Origin of the sequence: Bradyrhizobium sp., assembly GCF_030646015.1 — a bacterium.
Taxonomy (GTDB): domain Bacteria; phylum Pseudomonadota; class Alphaproteobacteria; order Rhizobiales; family Xanthobacteraceae; genus Bradyrhizobium.
On sequence record NZ_JAUSLT010000074.1, the window covers coordinates 81,711 to 98,327 of the forward strand.

The following is a 16,617-nucleotide window of genomic DNA, read 5'->3' on the forward strand; positions in this document are numbered from 1 at the left end:
CCCAGCGGATGGTCCCGCTGCCTCATCGATCTCCCGAAACGGGTGCCGGATTATCGATCGCATTTCGAACCACTTCCGCGAGACGCGACAGCCGGTAGGGTTTTTCGAGAAGCACGATCCCGGCGTCTGAACTGAGCTGTTGCGAACTGACATCCGAATATCCGGTCGTATACAGAACCTTGATCCCGGGTCGCAGCTGCCGGATGAGTTCGGCCAGTTGCCAGCCGTCCGTCGATCCCGGCATGACAATGTCCGTGAACAGGAGATCGATCGGGAGTCCGCTGCGCACTTCCCTCAACGCTTCGGTCGCGTTACTGGCGGCGATTGTCCTGTATCCCAGTGCCTGAAGTTGCTGCGTGACAAAATCGCGAACGATGGCGTCGTCTTCGACACAGAGGATGGTCTCGTCGCCGCGAGGAAGCCGTTTTTGGAAATTGTCGGCAGCAGCCGAGGGTTCATCGTCGGATACCGGAAGGTACAGCCTGAACGTCGTCCCCTTGCCCTCTTCGGTTTCGAAGTCGATGTGTCCGCCGGACTGCTTGACGAAGCCGTACACCATGCTGAGACCGAGCCCGGTGCCCTTGCCGACGCCTTTGGTGCTGAAGAATGGTTCGTAGATCTTGCTCTGAATGGCTTTGTCGATCCCGGTTCCCGTATCCGTGACGCTGATGGTGACATAGCTGCCCGCGGAAAGGTCGCGGACGGCAGCTTCGTCCTGATCGATTGCAACCGTATCGGCATCGATCGTCAGCCGGCCTCTGTTTGGCATGGCGTCGCGCGCGTTGATCCCCAGATTGACCAGTGCAGACGAAAGCTGATCCGGATCGACGAACACTGTTCCGATGTAGTCTCGCTTGGCAAAATCAATCTCGATCTGGCGGCCGAGCACCGACGTCAGCAGGTCGCAGGTCGTCGCAATCAGCGCCTCGACATCTGTGCTCCGGGGCCGCAGCGGCTGTTTTCGCGCGAACGCCAGCAAACTCGAGGTCAGCTTGGCGCCGCGGTCGGCGGCCGATCCGATCATTTGAACGATCGCCGCCAGCTGCGGGCGGTCGGCAACGCCGTCCGCGAGCGTGTCGATCGTTCCCGGAATGACCGTCAGCAGGTTGTTGAAGTCATGCGCCACTCCGCCGGTGAGTTCGCCGATCGATCGAATTTTCTGCGCATGCGCCAGCTTGATCTGCGCGGCTTCCCTGGCCGCGACTTCCTGTTCGACACGCTGCTCCAGCGTCCGGGTCAATTCGCGCAGGTCATCTTCGAGCTTCCGGCGCTCGGTGATGTCCATGTTGATGCCGATCAGGCGCGTCGGCTTTCCCGCGCCACCAACGATCTGTCCGCGGCTGTAAATCCAGCGCACGCCGTTCGGGCCCAGAATGCGATGCTCGAGTTCCCCGGAACCGCCGGTTTCGATGATGTCGGCCAGCCTCCGTTCGAGCATCGGCAGATCATCGGGATGCATCAGGCTCCGCCATTCATCGACCGAAATCGACCGCGCCCCAGATGGTTCGATGCCGTGCAGGCGGCACTGCTCGTCGGACCACAGATTGGGGCCGCCCGCGATATCCCAGTCGTAGCTCCCGATATGGCCCGCTTCCTGACTGAGGCGCAGCAGTGATTCACTGGCCGCCAGTCGCTCTGCCGCCTCGTTGGGCGCCGTGACCGTCTCCATGGCAAGCACTGCGCCGCCGACGCTCTGATCGGGCAGGCGCCATGGCTGCATGTGCCAGCGCATCCAGGTCATCGTTCCATCGGAACGTCGAAAGCAAAAATCGTCCTTGGTAATTGTTTCGCCTGACAGTACGCGTTGATTGGTTTCCCGGGCCTTGTCGGTCGCGCGCCGGAACTCGAAAACAGAGCGACCGACAATCGACTTCTGTGTCTCTCCCGTGATCTCATTATCAACAAGGTATCGAGCGCTGACGGCGAGATAGCGCATCTGCGCATCGAACATCGCGATGCAACCCGGCGTGGTCTCGATGAAGTTCTTCAGAGACCAGGAAGATAAATCCGAACTCGCCGCATCCGACGGGGGGTCGTTCGGTGGCAGCCCCGCAGCAAACGTCGTCATGTTCCATGGCCCATCGAAAAAAAGCGGCTCGAAAATTTCCGTCAATAGCGATCACATTATCAAACCGACATAGCGTAATCCCCGAAGGCTCAGGTGTCATGCGGTATTATAATGCAGTTAGCATTTTCCTGCGCCTGTTGCCCAGCGGACGTGGCGGGTTGTCCGGTTGAAGGCTGCAAGGCGCCCCCTGGCGGACGTTGTGGCCTCCCACCCCATCCTCAATCCTCCTCCGGCGGCTTGGTGTGCCGGAACATCCGCAGCAGCGCCAAATCGTAGCCGATCTTCAGGCAGCCGCAGACCACCAGCGGCAGCCCTGAAAATGGCCCGACCAGCATGAAGCCGGCGATGGCCGGGCTGATCGAGGAGGCGAGGCTGCGCGGCACCGCGGTGACGCTGGCGGCCGCGGTGCGCTCGGCCGGCGTCACCACGGCCATCACGTAGGATGAGCGCGTCGGCACGTCCATCTGCGACAGCGCGGAGCGCACCAGCAGCAGCGTCAGCACCACGGTGAGGTCGCTTGAGAACGCCGCCGCGATCAGGCAGAGGCTGGAGGGGATGTGGGTGTACACCATGGTGTTGATCAGGCCGATCCGTCCGGCCAACCAGGCGGCCACAGGAAACGAGAACGCGCCGAGCAGGCTGGAGGCGAAGAAATAGACGCTGGCGGCTTCCAGCGACAGGTCGAAGCGCTGGAACAGCCACAGCGCCAGCAGCGACTGGACGACGAAACCGCCGGCAAAAGCGTCCATGCTGAACAGCGCGGCCAACCGGTAGACGATGGCTCTCGATGGCCCGAGTGCGCTCTTCGGCGCGTTGGCGATGTGGCTGTGGTCGCGCGGCAGGCGGCGGTACAACAGCGCCGCGAGCAGTCCCAGCACGGCATACAGATAGAACATCAGCTTGATGGCGGATAGCCGCGACCAGCCGAGCGAAGCGAGCTGCTCCGGCAGGGCCGCCGCCAGCGAGCCGACCGCCGCGGTCAGCGCGCCGATCAGGCTGTAGCGGGCAAAGATGGCGGTGCGGTCGCGGGCCGCGGTTTCCCGCGTCAGCAGCGCGTGTTCGAGCGGCACCAGCATGCCGGAATCGCCGCCGGACGGATTGATGCTGCCGATGAAGGCGATCAGCAGCACAAAGGCAAAGGTCTCGGCGGCCGGAAATACCAGGCCGGTGAAAACGATCAGCCCGGCGCCGGCGAGAAACAGGCTGCGCAGCTCGAACCGCGGCGCGATGAAGCCGGTGAGCAAGGTGAGGGCCGCGGTCCCCAGCAGCGAGGCGCTGGCGACGATGCCGATCTGTTGCGGGCTGAAGCCCACGGCCGAGAGGTAAACCGGCAGGATGATGATGGCAAAGCCGTCGCCGAAGCCGCGCAGCGCGCGGGCGGCATAGAGGCAGAGAATATCGGAAGGAGTCCGGATCGAGCTGTTCGCCATGTCTCATCTCCTCGAACGGAGCGAGACAACGCTTGGCTGCGCGCAGCTGACCGGGCGGTTGCCGATGACCCGGTGTCGATGCAGATAATCACGCCGGGCAGGGCGGTTCAAGAGGGCGCAATCGGGATCCTTTGTGCCGCCGCAGCGCGCGAACCTCATCCTGAGGAGCCGCGCGCCTTCGCGCGGCGTCTCGAAGGATGGCAGCAGGCCATGTGCCAGATGGTTCGAGACGCGCGCCGGACAGCGTAAGGACGCTGCCCGACGCGCTCCTCACCATGAGGGAGCGTGAATGAGGTCCGTTCTTGGTCGCTCGCGCCGCATTGACGCGAGACAGGTCAGGCCGTAGCGTTGTGATCGATGCTCATCATCTCGATCATTCTGGAATTCACGGTCATGATCGTCGCGGTTCTCGCGGCGCGCCAGGGCCGTCCGTACCTGTACGGTCTTGCATTCACCTTCGGCGCCTACGTGTTCTACGATCTCGCCCGCTTCCTGCAGTGGGGCGTCGAGGGACCGCTGCTGTCCGGCCTGTTCCTGATCGCAAGCGCCAGCGCGCTGGTCGCGGTGTGGGGCTTGTACAAGGATCGACCGCGGTAGCGTCAGGGACCCGCGGCCGTTGGCAAATGGGAGACGTCCGTTGCGCCCAAATCCAATAAAACCGCGGCTGGCGGCCGGCGGCTGTGCGTTCGGCACGATGACATTCGAGTTCTTCACATCAGGCTATCCCGCGATCTGCCGCGAGGCCGGCGCCGAATTCATTCTCTACGACATGGAGCATTCGGGCGTCGGATTCGAGACGATGAAGGCCCAGTTCGCATTCTGCCGCGGGCTCGATCTGGTGCCCCTCGTGCGCGTGCCCTCCGGCGACTACCACCACGTCGCGCGGGCGCTCGATATCGGCGCGATGGGCATCATGGTGCCGATGGTCGAGACGGCGGAGCAAGCGCAGGCGATCGTCGACTGCACCAGATATCCGCCGGCGGGCCGTCGCGGCGCCGCGTTCGGTGTCGCCGGTCACGATGACTATGCGGACGGCGCCGTGACCGACAAGATCGCGGAGGCCAACGCGCGCACGATGGTGATCGCGCTGGTCGAGACCGCCAAGGGCATCGAGAACGTCGATGCGATCGCGGCCGTCGACGGCGTCGACGTGGTCTGGCTCGGTCATTTCGACCTGACCAATTTTCTGGGCATTCCGGCGCAGTTCGACCATCCGATCTTCCATGCGGCTGTCGATCGTCTGGTCGAAGCCTGCAACAAGCACGGCAAGACGCCGGGCTTTCTCGCCGGCGACGGGAAGTGGGCGCGTGACTTCCGCGCCAAAGGCTTTCGCATGATCGCCTATGGCGTCGACACCCTGCTGATGCAAAGCGCGCTCGCGGAGGGCATCAGGCTCTTGCAAGGCACGGTGGAGGAATAGGGCGGGGCGGCCTGGGCTGCGCGGCAACCGCAGCGTCGAATTGGATTGTCAGTTCGGGACCCATCCAGCGTGCGGTTCACGAAGCCTTTGCCGCTGGCTGCAGCAGCGTATATCGTTCGCGACCAAGCATGACCGCCCGGCGCAGCCGGGGAACGATGTCAGGCAACCTGAGGAAATGTTCCCATGTCCGAAACGCTGCTGTTTTCACCGCTGAGCATCCGCGGCGTCGAATTGAAGAACCGCATCGTGGTGCCGCCGATGCACCAGTATTCCGCGATCAAGGGCTTTCCGACCGACTGGCATCTGATGAATGCCGGCAAATTCGCCGCCGGCGGCGCCGGCCTCGTCGTCGTCGAATCGACCAAGGTGGAGCGGCGTGGTTGTGGCACCGTCGGCGATCTCGGGATCTGGGACGACAAATTCATCGAGCCGCTCGGGCGCCTGGTGAAATTCATCAAGCAGCAGAATGCCGCCGTCGGGATCCAGCTCGGCCATTCCGGCCGCAAGGCGCGCGCCACCCGTCCGTGGGAAGGCGACCGGCCGCTGCAGCGAACCCCTGAGATCGACGACTGGGAGGAATGGACGCCGGTGGCGCCGAGCGCGATCGCCCATAGCGAGAAATGGCCGGTCCCGCGGGCGCTGGAGCGGCAGGAGGTGAAGGACCTGGTGCAGGCCTGGGGCGAGGCCGCGCGGCGCGCCGATGCCGCCGGCTTCGATGTGCTGGAGCTGCACGGTGCCCACGGCTATCTCGTGCACGAGTTCCTGTCGGAAAAATCCAACCAGCGTTCGGACGAATATGGCGGCTCCGAATTGAACCGGATGCGGTTCATCACCGAGGTGACCGAAGCAGTGCGGATGCACTGGCCGGCGCACAAGCCGCTGTTCGTGCGGCTGTCGGTGGAGGACAATGCGGGGTGGGGCCCGGAACAAAGCGCGCGGCTGGCGACCATTCTCAAACCGAAGGGCGTGGATGTCATCGACTGCTCGTCCGGCGGCATCACCGACGTGGCGCCGATCCTCGGCAAGGAGATAAAATACAGCTATCAGGTGCCGCTGTCCGAATATGTGAAGCGGCACGCCGATATCATGACCATGGCGGTCGGCCTCATCATCCACGGCGATCAGGCCGAGCAGATCTTGCGCGATGGGCAGGCCGACCTGATCGCGGTCGGGCGCGAGATCCTCAACAATCCGAACTGGCCGATGGACGCCGCGCTGAAACTGGGCGTCGAAGGTCCGTTCCGCAACGTCCCGCCGCAGTTCGGCTACTGGCTCGGCACCCGCGACAAGCGCGGTTTCGGCACCCAGCCCTCGACCTTCCAGAACGGCCTACGTGATCCCGGCAAAGTGTCCTGACGTTAGTACGATCGACCTCATTCTGAGGAGCATCGTGAAGCGATGCGTCTCGAAGGATGGCGGCAGGCGGTGTGCCAGATGGTTCGAGACGCGCACCGGACAGCGCAAGGGCGCTGCCCGACGCGCTCCTCACCATGAGGGAGTTGGTGTGTCCGCCCAGTTGACCTCATCCTGAGGAGGCCACGAAGTGGCCGTCTCGAAGGATGGGCAGCAATCCGGGCTCAGGCCACGGCGGCGGATTTCTTGCGGTGCGCGAAGAACAGCTGCCTGATGTCGGCGGCGGTCCTGGCCGGACTGAACAGCCAGCCCTGCATTTCAGAGCAGCCGAGCGCGCGCAGCATTTCGCGTTGCTGCTCGGTCTCGACGCCTTCGGCGATCGTGATCATGTTGCGCGCGGCGATATCCACCACCGCCTTCACGATGCTGGAAGTTCCGCCGGCGTCGGCGATGTCGTTGATGAAGCAACGGTCGATCTTGATCTTGTCGAATGGGAACTTGTGCAGGTAGCTCAGCGAGGAATACCCGGTGCCGAAATCGTCGAGCGCGATGCGCACGCCGATGGCGCGAAGCTGATGCAGGATGGCGAGCGCGGCCTCGTCGTCGCGAATGAGGACGGCTTCGGTGATCTCCAGTTCGAGCCGGCTCGCCGTCAGGCCGGAGGCGGCAAGTGCGGCCAGGACCTTCAACGCGAAGGTGCCGCTCCTGAACTGGACCGGCGAGACGTTGACCGCGATGCTGATTTCGTCGGGCCAGGTCGCGGCCTCCACGCAGGCCGTGGTCAGTACCCATTCGCCGAGCTGATTGATCAGGCCGGTGTCTTCCGCGATCGGAATGAACTCGGCGGGCGAGATCACGCCGCGTTCGGGGTGGCGCCAGCGCAGCAGCGCCTCGCAGCCGGAGATCCTGTTGTCGCGAAGCTTGACGCAGGGCTGATACTGAACCTCGAACCCGCCGTCGGCGATGGCCTGACGCAGGTCCATTTCCAGGGTGCGCCGTGCCTTGACCCTGGCGTCCATCTCCGGCTCGAAGAAGCGATGGGTACGGCGCCCGGCGGCCTTGGCGGCATACATCGCCAGATCCGCGTTTTTCAGGATCTGGTCGAAATCGGCGCCGTGCTGCGGCGCCAGCGCAATGCCGATGCTGGCGTCGGTGGTGAGCTGGTGACCGAGGCATTCACAGGGCTGCCGGATCGCTTCGAACACCCGCGCCACCAGGTCGGTGACGTCGGCCACGGTCTTGACCGCGGTCTGAATGATTGCAAATTCGTCGCCACCGAGGCGCGCGACGAAATTGCTCGATCCGGTGCATCGCTGCAGCGTGACGGCCACCGATTTCAGCAGTTCGTCGCCGATCAGATGTCCGAGCGAATCGTTGACGCTCTTGAATTCGTCGATATCGAGGTAAAGCACGGCGAACTGTTCGCCCGCGGCGAGGGTTGCGAATTCGCCCTTCAGCCGGTCATGGAACAAGGCGCGGTTGGGCAGATCGGTCAGCGCATCGTAGTGTGCGAGATGCGTGATCCGCGCCTCGGCGCGCGTTCGCTCGGTGATGTCCTCGTGCGTCGCCACCCATCCGCCATCCGCCAGCGGCTCATTGATGATCTGGATCGAGCGGCCGTCGGGGGGCTCGATCACGTTGACGTTTTTCTGCGCGATGTCGCGCAGGGTGGCGGTGTAGTATTTATCGACGTCGCCGGCGAAGGATCCGGTGGCCTTTCGATGGGCGATCACCGCGCGGAAGCTGACGCCGGGCTTCACCACGTCCCGCGACAGGCCGTACATGTCGATGTAGCGCTGGTTGCAGATCACCAGCCGCTGCGACGAATCGAACAGCAGCAGCCCCTGCGTCATGTTGTTGACGGCGGTATCCAGCCGCTGCTTTTCCAGCTGCAGCCGCTGCTGCGACGCCAGATGCTGCTTCGACAGCTTGCGCACCACCAGGAACAGCAGGGCGGCGATCACGAGGACGAAAAGTCCGGCAACGATGACCAGAAAGACGATCTGTTCCTGCCAGTCGGCCAACGCGGTCGCGACCGTCGTCGTCGCCATGATCACGATGGGAAAGTTGGCCAGGGTACGGGATGCAATCAGCCGTTCGCGGCCGTCCACCGGACTGGCCAGCCGGGTGGAGCCGTGTTCCTTGTCGAACAACGCCTGTTGATGTGCCGGGCCGGTCTTGAAGTTGCGGCCGACCATCTCCTCGATATGGGGATGGCGCGCCAGCAGCGTGCCGTCGCGATGGTGCATCGCAATCGTCGCATCCTGCCCAAGCGCTACCGATTGGAAGAATTTCGCGAAGCTGGCGGGCTCGATGCCTCTGCCGATCACGCCCAGCAATTCGCCGTTTGGCCCGGTCAGCTTGCGCGCAAGCACGGTGGTCCAGGCGCCGGTGACGCGGCTGTGGACCGGTTCGACCAGCAGCAGAGGGGATTTGGGGTCCGACTTGAAGGTCTTGAAAAAAGCCCGGTCGGCGATGTTGATGGGCCGCGCCGGCCAGCCGGTGGAGGAGTTGATCATCACGCCGTCCGCATCGAACATATTGATGCTGCCGACATAGGAAAATGCGTCGATCTTGGCCTTGAGCATCTGGTGAATGTCCGCGCTGGACATCCGTCGCTTGTAGTGCTCGCGGGTTTCGATGCCGGCGGTCTGCACGAAGGTGGCGACGTCCTGCTGGATCGCGCCGAAATCCTGCAGTTGCTGGTCGAAATGACGGGCCAGCAACAGCACGGTGTTTTCGAGTTCGCGGGCGCTGCTGTTCAGCGCGCGTTCGCGAAAATGGCCGGCCATGACGGTGGCGCCGACGGCGATGGCGGCGATCAGGAATCCGCCGCCGACGATGAGCCAGCGGATCGGGTTGCCGCTGACCGGGCGGGGGAAGTTCAGCAAGGCGGTCGGTTGTTCCGTCATCGCTCGTGATCGCTGCCATGGCTCGACGCCAGTGGCATTTTCTCATGCCCCGGCTGCGGACATGATTATTACGTTGCCGTTATGGAAACGGTGTTAGGAAGTTGAGTTAACGGGGGATTACCACCGGCAAGTAACGGGCGGGGAAATGCCGCGAAGGGATTCTTCGATGTGCTACCGACGCGGTAAGGAAACCGGATCAGGCGGCCCGAGTTCCGCCGGCATCATTTGCCGGCAAGCGAGCGATCATATGGGAAATTGATTCCGGCGCGCGATCGATCAACCGAATCTTAACCATCTAACGCATTGAGGACATTCGGTGCCGGTCTGGCACGCAACTTGCGAAGCTTGATGAAGTTACCAACCCAAGCCAACGCAGGAAGCCATCACGATGAAAACGATGCTGAAGAAGTTTATCGCCGACGAATCCGGCGCGACCGCAATCGAGTACGGCCTCATCGCAGCCGGCATCTCGCTCGCAATCATCGCCGTCATCAACGGCCTTGGCACCAAGCTCAATACCAAGTTCACGGCGATCAACAGCTCCCTGAAATAATCGCAGGCGCGCGATCCAGAATGGCGATTGGGCGGGCCGTCTTTCGCTACTGCATGCGGGGGGTGGAAGGATTGGCGGTCCGCGATTTCTTTCCGGCTACGCCAACGGTTTCGCCGCCCGGCCACGTCCGGTCATTTTTCGCGGTCCCGCGCCGGTAATTGGGATCAGTGTAGGGATTGCCCGGCCCCTCATTCTGGCAGTTCGCATTGGGGTAGAAAAAAGCGCAGTAAGCCGGGTCGTAGATGACGTGCTGGGCCAGAACCGGTGTAGCGATCGCGGTCGACAGAATGGCCACCGCGCCAAGAAGTTTGAAGATCGACATTGCGTTTCTCCGGGTTGATCGGTGCGCAGGGGGCGCCTGAAGAATAACCCCGAAGCCGACGCGCACTTCCGTTCTCGCCGATCACTCCACCGTGAAGGCGGAGGAGGGAGCAGGTGGCGCCGCTCAGGCACGGTAGTGTCCGGATTTTCCGCCCTTTTTCTCGACGAGGTGAATGCCCTCGATACGGACGCCGCGCTCGACCGCCTTGATCATGTCGTAGATCGTCAGACAAGCGACCGACACCGCGGTCAGCGCTTCCATCTCGACCCCGGTCGGCCCGGTGACCTTGACGGTGGCTCGGACGATGCAGCCGGGAAGCTTGTGGTCCGGGGCGATATCCAGCGTGACTTTCGACAGCGCCAGCGGATGGCACAGCGGGATCAGATCCGAGGTGCGCTTTGCCGCCATGATGCCGGCGACGCGCGCGGTGCCCAGCACGTCGCCCTTTTTGGCATTGCCCGAAACGATCAGCGCGAGCGTCGCCTCGCTCATCACGACGCGGCCTTCCGCCACCGCGACGCGTTCGGTCGCGGGTTTTTCCGAGACATCGACCATCCGTGCCTCACCCCTGGCATCGATATGGGTGAGGGCGGAACCGGGCTTTGACGGTTCGGAAGATTTGGAAGATTCGGAGGATTTGGAGGATTTCCGCGCCATGCGTCAGCGCGTCCCGGTGGCGCGCGGGGCATCGCCGCGCGCCAGCAGCGTGCGCGTTGCGGCGGCGACGTCGGGCTGCCGCATCAGGCTTTCGCCGACCAGGAATGTTTGCATGCCGACCCGCGCCAGCCGCGCGAGATCGGCTGATACGAAGATGCCGCTCTCGCCGACCATCAGCCGGTCCTTCGGAATCAGCGGCGCCAGCGCCTCGCTGGTCGCCAGCGTGGTCTCGAAGGTCCGCAAGTTGCGGTTGTTGACCCCGATCATTGGCGAACGAAGTTTTAGCGCACGATCGAGTTCGGCGCGTTCATGGATCTCGATCAGCACATCCATGCCGTGCGCCAGCGCTGCATCCTCGATATCGCGGGCGGCGCCGTCGTCGAGCGCCGCCATGATGATCAGGATGCAGTCGGCGCCGTAGGCGCGGGCCTCGACCACCTGATAGGTGTCGTAGATGAAATCCTTGCGCAGCACCGGCAATTGGGTGGCGGCGCGGGCGGCTACCATGAAATCGAGATGGCCCTGAAACGACGGCGTGTCGGTCAGCACCGAAAGACAGGCGGCGCCGCCGGCCTCGTAGGCCCTGGCCAGCGCCGGCGGATCGAAGTCCGCGCGAATGAGCCCCTTGGAGGGGGAGGCCTTCTTGACCTCGGCAATCAGCGCGTAGTCGCCCTGGCCAAGCTTGCGGCGGATTGCGCTGACAAAGCCGCGCGGCGGGATGGCGGTCTTCGCCAGCGCTTCCAGATCGCCAAGCGGATGCGCGCGCTTGGCGGCCGCGATTTCCTCGCGCTTGTAAGCCTCGATCTTGGTCAGGATGTCGGACATCGATGAGCCCCTTGGGATCAGCCGTTGGAGACCACGATCAGTTGCTTCAGCCGCGTCAGTGCCGCGCCACTGTCGATCGACTGGGCGCCGAGAGCAACGCCTTCCTTGAGGCTCTTGGCGCGACCGGCCACGACCAGGGCCGCCGCCGCGTTCAGCAGCGCCACATCCCGGTAGGGGCTCGGCATCCCGTCGAGCACGCTCTGCAGGGCGATCGCATTGGCATCGGCATCGCCGCCCTTCAGGGCGTCGCCGCCGACGCGGGCGAGACCGGCTTCTTCCGGCGTCACTTCGAAGGTGCGGATATTGCCGTTCTCGAGCGCTGCGACGAAGGTCGGGCCGGAGAGGGTGATTTCATCGAGGCCGTCGGAGCCGTGCACTACCCAGACGGATTCGGAGCCGAGATTCTTCAGCACCTGCGCCAGCGGCTGTACCCATTGCCGTGAAAATACCCCGACCATCTGCCGCTTCACGCCGGCCGGATTGGACAGCGGACCCAGCAGATTGAAGATGGTGCGGGTCGCCAGTTCGACGCGGGTCGGGCCGACGTTCTTCATCGCGGGATGGTGCGACGGCGCGAACATGAAGCCGATGCCGGCCTCGGCCACGCAGCGGCCGACCCGCTCCGGCGTGATGTCGATCTTGACCCCGAGCGCGGACAGCACGTCGGCCGCCCCGGAACGCGACGACAGCGCGCGATTGCCGTGCTTGGCGACCGGCACGCCGCAGCCCGCGACGATGAACGACGCACAGGTGGACACGTTGACCGAGCCGGAGCCGTCGCCGCCGGTGCCGACGACGTCGATCGCATCGGCGGGAGCTGTGACGCGCAGCATCTTGCTGCGCATCGCCGACACCGCGCCGGTGATCTCGTCGACGGTTTCGCCGCGGACGCGAAGCGCCATCAGCAATCCGCCCATTTGCGAGGGCGTCGCCTCGCCGGACATCATGCTGTCGAAGGCGGAGGCCGCCTCGTCGCGTGACAGCGTCGCGCCGGTCGCGACTTTTCCGATGATAGATTTAAGGTCGTCCATCGCGTGCTTTCGGGAGTGTTAGTTATTCGCGCCCGTCACCTGTGCGAAGGCGGCCTTGTTGATGGTGGTGCCGATCGTCTGTTCGATCTTGCTGACGTATTGCGCGACCTGTTCGTCGGTCAGCCCGCGCTGAAGCGTGTCCTTCAGTTTCTTGATGTCGTCCGAGGCGAGGTCGACCGGGGGCACGCTGATGTCGGTCACGCGGAACACGATCCATTCATTGCCACCGGCGCCGGCGCTTTGTCCCACGGCATCCTTGGGAGTCCGGAATGCCGCCGTGACGGCGCTGACGGGCAAGCCGGGCAGGGAAGCATCGCGCCGCACGTCCTTGGCGGTTTCGACTTTCGATCCGGCAGCCACCGCCTCGTCGGCGAGCTTGCCGCCCTGGTCGAGCTTTTGCACCATCTCGGTCGCCTTGGCTCGCAGCCGGGTCATGATCTGGTCGTCGCGCCATTTCGCCTCGACCTGGTCCTTGACCTCATCGAGGGTGCGTTCGCGCGAGGCGATGACATCAAGCACGTCATACCAGACGTAACCGCCGTTGAACTGGATCGGATCGTTGTCGACGCCGACATTGCTGTTGAAGGCTTGCGACACGACGTCGAGGCCGCGGGGAATGTTGGTCACCGGCTGGCCGTTGAGAAGGCGGCCGGAGCGGTCGACCGCGTCGATGGTCACGGGGGCAAGCCCCAGCTTCTGCGCGGCTTCGATGACGCCGGCGCCGCCGCCGCGCTCGTCTTCCATCTTGTTATGGAGATCCGAGACCTTGGCGCGCGCGCGCTCGGTGGCAATGTCCTTTTTCAGGTTTGCGGCGACGCTTTCATAGCTGGGTTCGACTCCCGGCTCGATCTTGCCGATCTTGACCAGGGCAACGCCAAACCGGCCGGGCACGGGCTGGCTGATCTCGCCCGACGGCAGCGCGAACGCCGCGTCCGCGACGGCGCTGTCGAGAATACCCGACTTGGCAACCAGACCGAGGTCGACGTCGGACGGGTTGAGACCGCGCTCCTTGGCGAGATCTTCGAATGACATTCCGCCCGCGAGGCGGCCCCGGGCCGCCGCGGCTTCCTCCGCGTTCGGGAAGATGATCTGCGATACCTGACGCTTCTCCGGCGTGCCGAGCTTGCCGCGGTTCAGTTCGAAGATTTTCCTGGCTTCGTCGTCGGACACCTCGGACCATTTGCCGATTTCTTCCGGCGTCACCGCGACAAAGGATATCTTGCGGTACTCGGGAGCGCGGAACTGGGTCTTGCGATCCTCGAAATAGCTGGCCAGCGTTTCCGGCGACGGCGGTTCGATGGTTCCGGCCTGGGCGGCGTCGAGTTTGACGTAGTCGATGGTGCGCTGTTCGTTCTGGAAGCGGCTCAGCGCATCGATCAGCACTTTCGACGGTTCGAGACCGGCGGAGACCGTGCCGGCGATCTGACGGCGCAGCGATACCCGCCGCTGTTCGGCGATATATTTCTGTTCGGTGAAACCGAACTGCCGGATCGTGGCCTGGAAACGGGCCGGATCGAAATTGCCGGCCACTCCCTTGAAATTCGGATCGCTGTAGATCATGCGCATGATCTCGGCGTCGGACTGACCGAGCCCCATCCGCCGCGCTTCTTCGTCCAGCGCCGCCTCGGCGATGGTTTGCTGCAGGACCTGGCGATCGAGGCCGAAGGCCCGGGCCTGATCCATCGTCAGCGGGCGGCCGAACTGGCGGCCGAGCTGCTGCAGCTTCTCGGTGTAGAGCTGGCGGAACTGTTCGGTCGAAATCTCGGTCCGGCCAATCTTGGCCAGCGTCGACTGCCCGAATCCCTTGAAGATGTCGGCGATACCCCACACCGCAAAGCTGAGGATCAGCACCCCCATGACGATACTCATGATGGTCTTGCCGAGCCAGTTTGATGAGGCTTTGCGTATTCCTCGAAGCATGGGTCCAACTTGTTTGCAGGAGGGAACCGGGTTGCGCCCACAGGGATTCGGTCGAATTCCGGAAAAGGGCGTCACCGAGTTGATAAAGCATCATAAAGTGGCAGCCGCGCCGTCGCAACCTTGGCGCGGGGGGCCAATTGAAGCGGCAGGTGGCTTGCCGGCCGCATAACCGCTATCTGGAACCGGGCGCCGCGCTCTGCTAGCTCATCCCGGCATTAATATCTGGCAGGAAATCCTGAAATGACCGACGCCATCCGGCCGCTGATTGCCGGCAACTGGAAAATGAACGGCCTTAGGGCCTCCACGGCCGAATTCGAGGCCATGCTCGCGGGCGCGGCCGGGGTCGCAACCAAGGCAGATCTGCTGGTTTGCCCGCCAGCGACGCTGATCGCGGCCTTCGCCGAGAAGGCGCGCGGCTCGAAGAACCTCGCGATCGGGGCGCAGGATTGCCATCCCAAGGCCTCGGGAGCCAATACCGGCGATATTTCAGCCGAAATGCTGGCGGATGCCGGTGCCAGCGCCATTATCGTCGGCCATTCCGAACGGCGTGCCGACCACGGCGAGGGCGACGCGCTGGTGCGACAAAAGGCCGAAGCGGCCTGGCGCGCCGGCCTCACCGCCATCGTTTGCATCGGCGAGACCCAAGCTCAGCGCGATGCCGGCCAAACCCTCGATATCTGCCGCGGCCAGCTCACGGGCTCACTGCCGGACACGGCCACATCCGGCAACCTGGTGGTGGCCTATGAACCGGTCTGGGCGATCGGCACCGGGCTCACTCCAACATCAGGAGATGTCGAGCAAATTCATATGTTTATCCGGGGACTCCTCGTCGCCCGATTTAACGGGGAGGGGGTGAAAATGCGGATTCTCTACGGCGGCTCGGTGAAACCCTCGAACGCCCGGGAATTGATGGCGGTCGCCAACGTCAACGGCGCGCTGATCGGCGGCGCCAGCCTGAAAGCGGCAGACTTTCTTGCGATTGCGGGCAGTTATGCCTAATTAACGAGAAGCGGTGCGCGGGATGAAAGTCCCTGCGGGGGTGACAATGCCCCTTGCAATCGTGTAACACCCGCGCGACTTCAAACACCGCAAAGCCCTGATAGCAGCCGGATGCCGGCGCTCTCTTGGTTTGCGACGGAAGGTAGAGATGCAGACTGTCGTTATCGTCATTCACCTCATGATCGTCGCGACGTTGATCGGCGCGGTGCTGTTGCAGAAATCCGAAGGCGGCGGCCTCGGCGTCGGCGGCGGCGCCGGCTTCATGTCGAGCCGCGGCACTGCCAATTTGCTGACGCGCACGACGGGGTTTCTGGCGGTCGGTTTCTTCATCACCAGCCTGCTGTTGTCCTGGCTCGCCAGCTACGACCGCAAGCCGAGTTCGATCATCGATGCCAATCCGGCCTCGCAGTCGCAGCCGGCAGGCCCGGCGACGCCGATTTCGCCGCCGACCTCAGGCGGCATCCTGGATTCGCTGAAGAAGGCGGATGAGCAGCAGAAACAGTCGGCACCGTCCGGCCCGCAGGCGCCGCGGTCGCAATAAAGCAGGGTGGCCATGCAGGACGGCAGCTTCCGTCCTGCATCCAAAACCGCCATCAACACACTGACATTTCTCTAGATTTCAAGTCACCCACAGCCAAAGCGAAACTTCGCCTGGAGCTGCGATTCGTTTTGGCGAATCGGGTGGGTAGCCTTAAAGGTTGGGTCCCATGGCGCGGTATATTTTCATCACCGGCGGCGTGGTTTCTTCGCTCGGAAAAGGTCTGGCTTCAGCGGCACTCGGTGCCCTGTTGCAGGCGCGCGGCTACAAGGTCCGCCTGCGAAAACTCGACCCCTATCTCAATCTCGATCCCGGAACGATGTCGCCGTACCAGCACGGCGAGGTGTTCGTGACCGACGACGGGGCGGAGACCGACCTCGACCTCGGCCATTACGAGCGGTTCACCGGCCATCCGGCGACCAAGCAGGACAACATCACCACCGGCCGCATCTACCAGGACATCCTGACCAAGGAGCGCCGCGGCGACTATCTCGGCGCCACCATCCAGGTGATTCCCCACGTCACCAACGCGATCAAGGACTTCGTGCTGGAAGGCAACGAGGGCTTCGACTTCGTGCTGATCGAGGTG

General features: G+C 63.7%; 14 protein-coding genes and 1 pseudogene. 7 read left to right on the forward strand and 8 right to left on the reverse strand.

Annotated features, from left to right (window positions below; all coding sequences use genetic code 11):
• Positions 1–22: 22 nt before the first annotated feature.
• Entirely contained in the window at positions 23–2,113 is a 2,091-nt protein-coding gene (locus Q7T45_RS11560; RefSeq protein ID WP_304870821.1) for a PAS domain-containing sensor histidine kinase, read from the reverse strand.
• A gap of 173 nt (positions 2,114–2,286) precedes the next feature.
• On the reverse strand, positions 2,287–3,498 hold the full coding sequence (locus Q7T45_RS11565) for an MFS transporter (protein ID WP_304870822.1): 1,212 nt from the start codon (positions 3,496–3,498) through the stop codon (positions 2,287–2,289).
• Between the two features lie 357 nt (positions 3,499–3,855).
• Between Q7T45_RS11565 and Q7T45_RS11570 the strand changes: the two genes are divergently transcribed.
• The 3 genes from Q7T45_RS11570 (at position 3,856) to Q7T45_RS11580 (ending at position 6,274) form a co-directional block, all read left to right on the forward strand.
• Positions 3,856–4,095 (forward strand): hypothetical protein, encoded by a 240-nt coding sequence (locus Q7T45_RS11570; RefSeq protein ID WP_304870823.1) that lies wholly within the window; start codon positions 3,856–3,858, stop codon positions 4,093–4,095.
• Between the two features lie 40 nt (positions 4,096–4,135).
• A complete protein-coding gene (locus Q7T45_RS11575) occupies positions 4,136–4,918 on the forward strand; it encodes an HpcH/HpaI aldolase/citrate lyase family protein (RefSeq protein WP_304870824.1) in 783 nt (260 codons plus the stop codon).
• A 183-nt stretch (positions 4,919–5,101) separates the two neighbouring features.
• Positions 5,102–6,274, forward strand: a complete 1,173-nt coding sequence (locus tag Q7T45_RS11580; RefSeq protein ID WP_304870825.1) for an NADH:flavin oxidoreductase/NADH oxidase — start codon at positions 5,102–5,104, stop codon at positions 6,272–6,274.
• 221 nt (positions 6,275–6,495) lie between these two features.
• Here the strand turns inward: Q7T45_RS11580 and Q7T45_RS11585 are convergent, their stop codons facing one another.
• Positions 6,496–9,183 (reverse strand): EAL domain-containing protein, encoded by a 2,688-nt coding sequence (locus Q7T45_RS11585; protein WP_304870827.1) that lies wholly within the window; start codon positions 9,181–9,183, stop codon positions 6,496–6,498.
• A 388-nt stretch (positions 9,184–9,571) separates the two neighbouring features.
• Between Q7T45_RS11585 and Q7T45_RS11590 the strand changes: the two genes are divergently transcribed.
• Positions 9,572–9,736 (forward strand): Flp family type IVb pilin, encoded by a 165-nt coding sequence (locus tag Q7T45_RS11590; protein ID WP_304740765.1) that lies wholly within the window; start codon positions 9,572–9,574, stop codon positions 9,734–9,736.
• Positions 9,737–9,782: 46 nt separating this feature from the next.
• On the opposite strand, the gene Q7T45_RS11595 is transcribed toward Q7T45_RS11590, so the two are convergent.
• From Q7T45_RS11595 to Q7T45_RS11615, 5 genes are all read right to left on the reverse strand, one after another.
• Positions 9,783–10,058: a hypothetical protein gene (locus Q7T45_RS11595; RefSeq protein ID WP_304870829.1), complete on the reverse strand. Its 276-nt coding sequence runs from the start codon at positions 10,056–10,058 to the stop codon at positions 9,783–9,785.
• Positions 10,059–10,181: 123 nt separating this feature from the next.
• Positions 10,182–10,715, reverse strand: a complete 534-nt coding sequence (moaC, locus tag Q7T45_RS11600; protein ID WP_304870830.1) for a cyclic pyranopterin monophosphate synthase MoaC — start codon at positions 10,713–10,715, stop codon at positions 10,182–10,184.
• A 3-nt stretch (positions 10,716–10,718) separates the two neighbouring features.
• The gene (gene trpC / locus Q7T45_RS11605) at positions 10,719–11,540 is read right to left on the reverse strand and encodes an indole-3-glycerol phosphate synthase TrpC (protein WP_304870831.1); all 822 of its coding nucleotides are present in this window, start codon (positions 11,538–11,540) and stop codon (positions 10,719–10,721) included.
• Between the two features lie 17 nt (positions 11,541–11,557).
• Positions 11,558–12,571, reverse strand: coding sequence for an anthranilate phosphoribosyltransferase (gene trpD, locus Q7T45_RS11610; protein WP_304870832.1), 1,014 nt, complete (start codon positions 12,569–12,571; stop codon positions 11,558–11,560).
• Positions 12,572–12,589: 18 nt separating this feature from the next.
• Positions 12,590–14,491, reverse strand: a complete 1,902-nt coding sequence (locus tag Q7T45_RS11615) for a peptidylprolyl isomerase (RefSeq protein ID WP_304870833.1) — start codon at positions 14,489–14,491, stop codon at positions 12,590–12,592.
• A 240-nt stretch (positions 14,492–14,731) separates the two neighbouring features.
• Between Q7T45_RS11615 and tpiA the strand changes: the two genes are divergently transcribed.
• From tpiA to Q7T45_RS11630, 3 genes and pseudogenes are all read left to right on the forward strand, one after another.
• Positions 14,732–15,490 carry a triose-phosphate isomerase gene (gene tpiA / locus Q7T45_RS11620; RefSeq protein WP_304870834.1) on the forward strand — a complete coding sequence of 253 codons (759 nt, stop codon included), beginning with the start codon at positions 14,732–14,734 and terminating at the stop codon, positions 15,488–15,490.
• Between the two features lie 148 nt (positions 15,491–15,638).
• Positions 15,639–16,031 (forward strand): preprotein translocase subunit SecG, encoded by a 393-nt coding sequence (secG, locus tag Q7T45_RS11625; RefSeq protein WP_304870835.1) that lies wholly within the window; start codon positions 15,639–15,641, stop codon positions 16,029–16,031.
• Between the two features lie 166 nt (positions 16,032–16,197).
• Positions 16,198–16,617 (forward strand): annotated as a pseudogene (locus Q7T45_RS11630) (CTP synthetase); the annotation flags it as partial.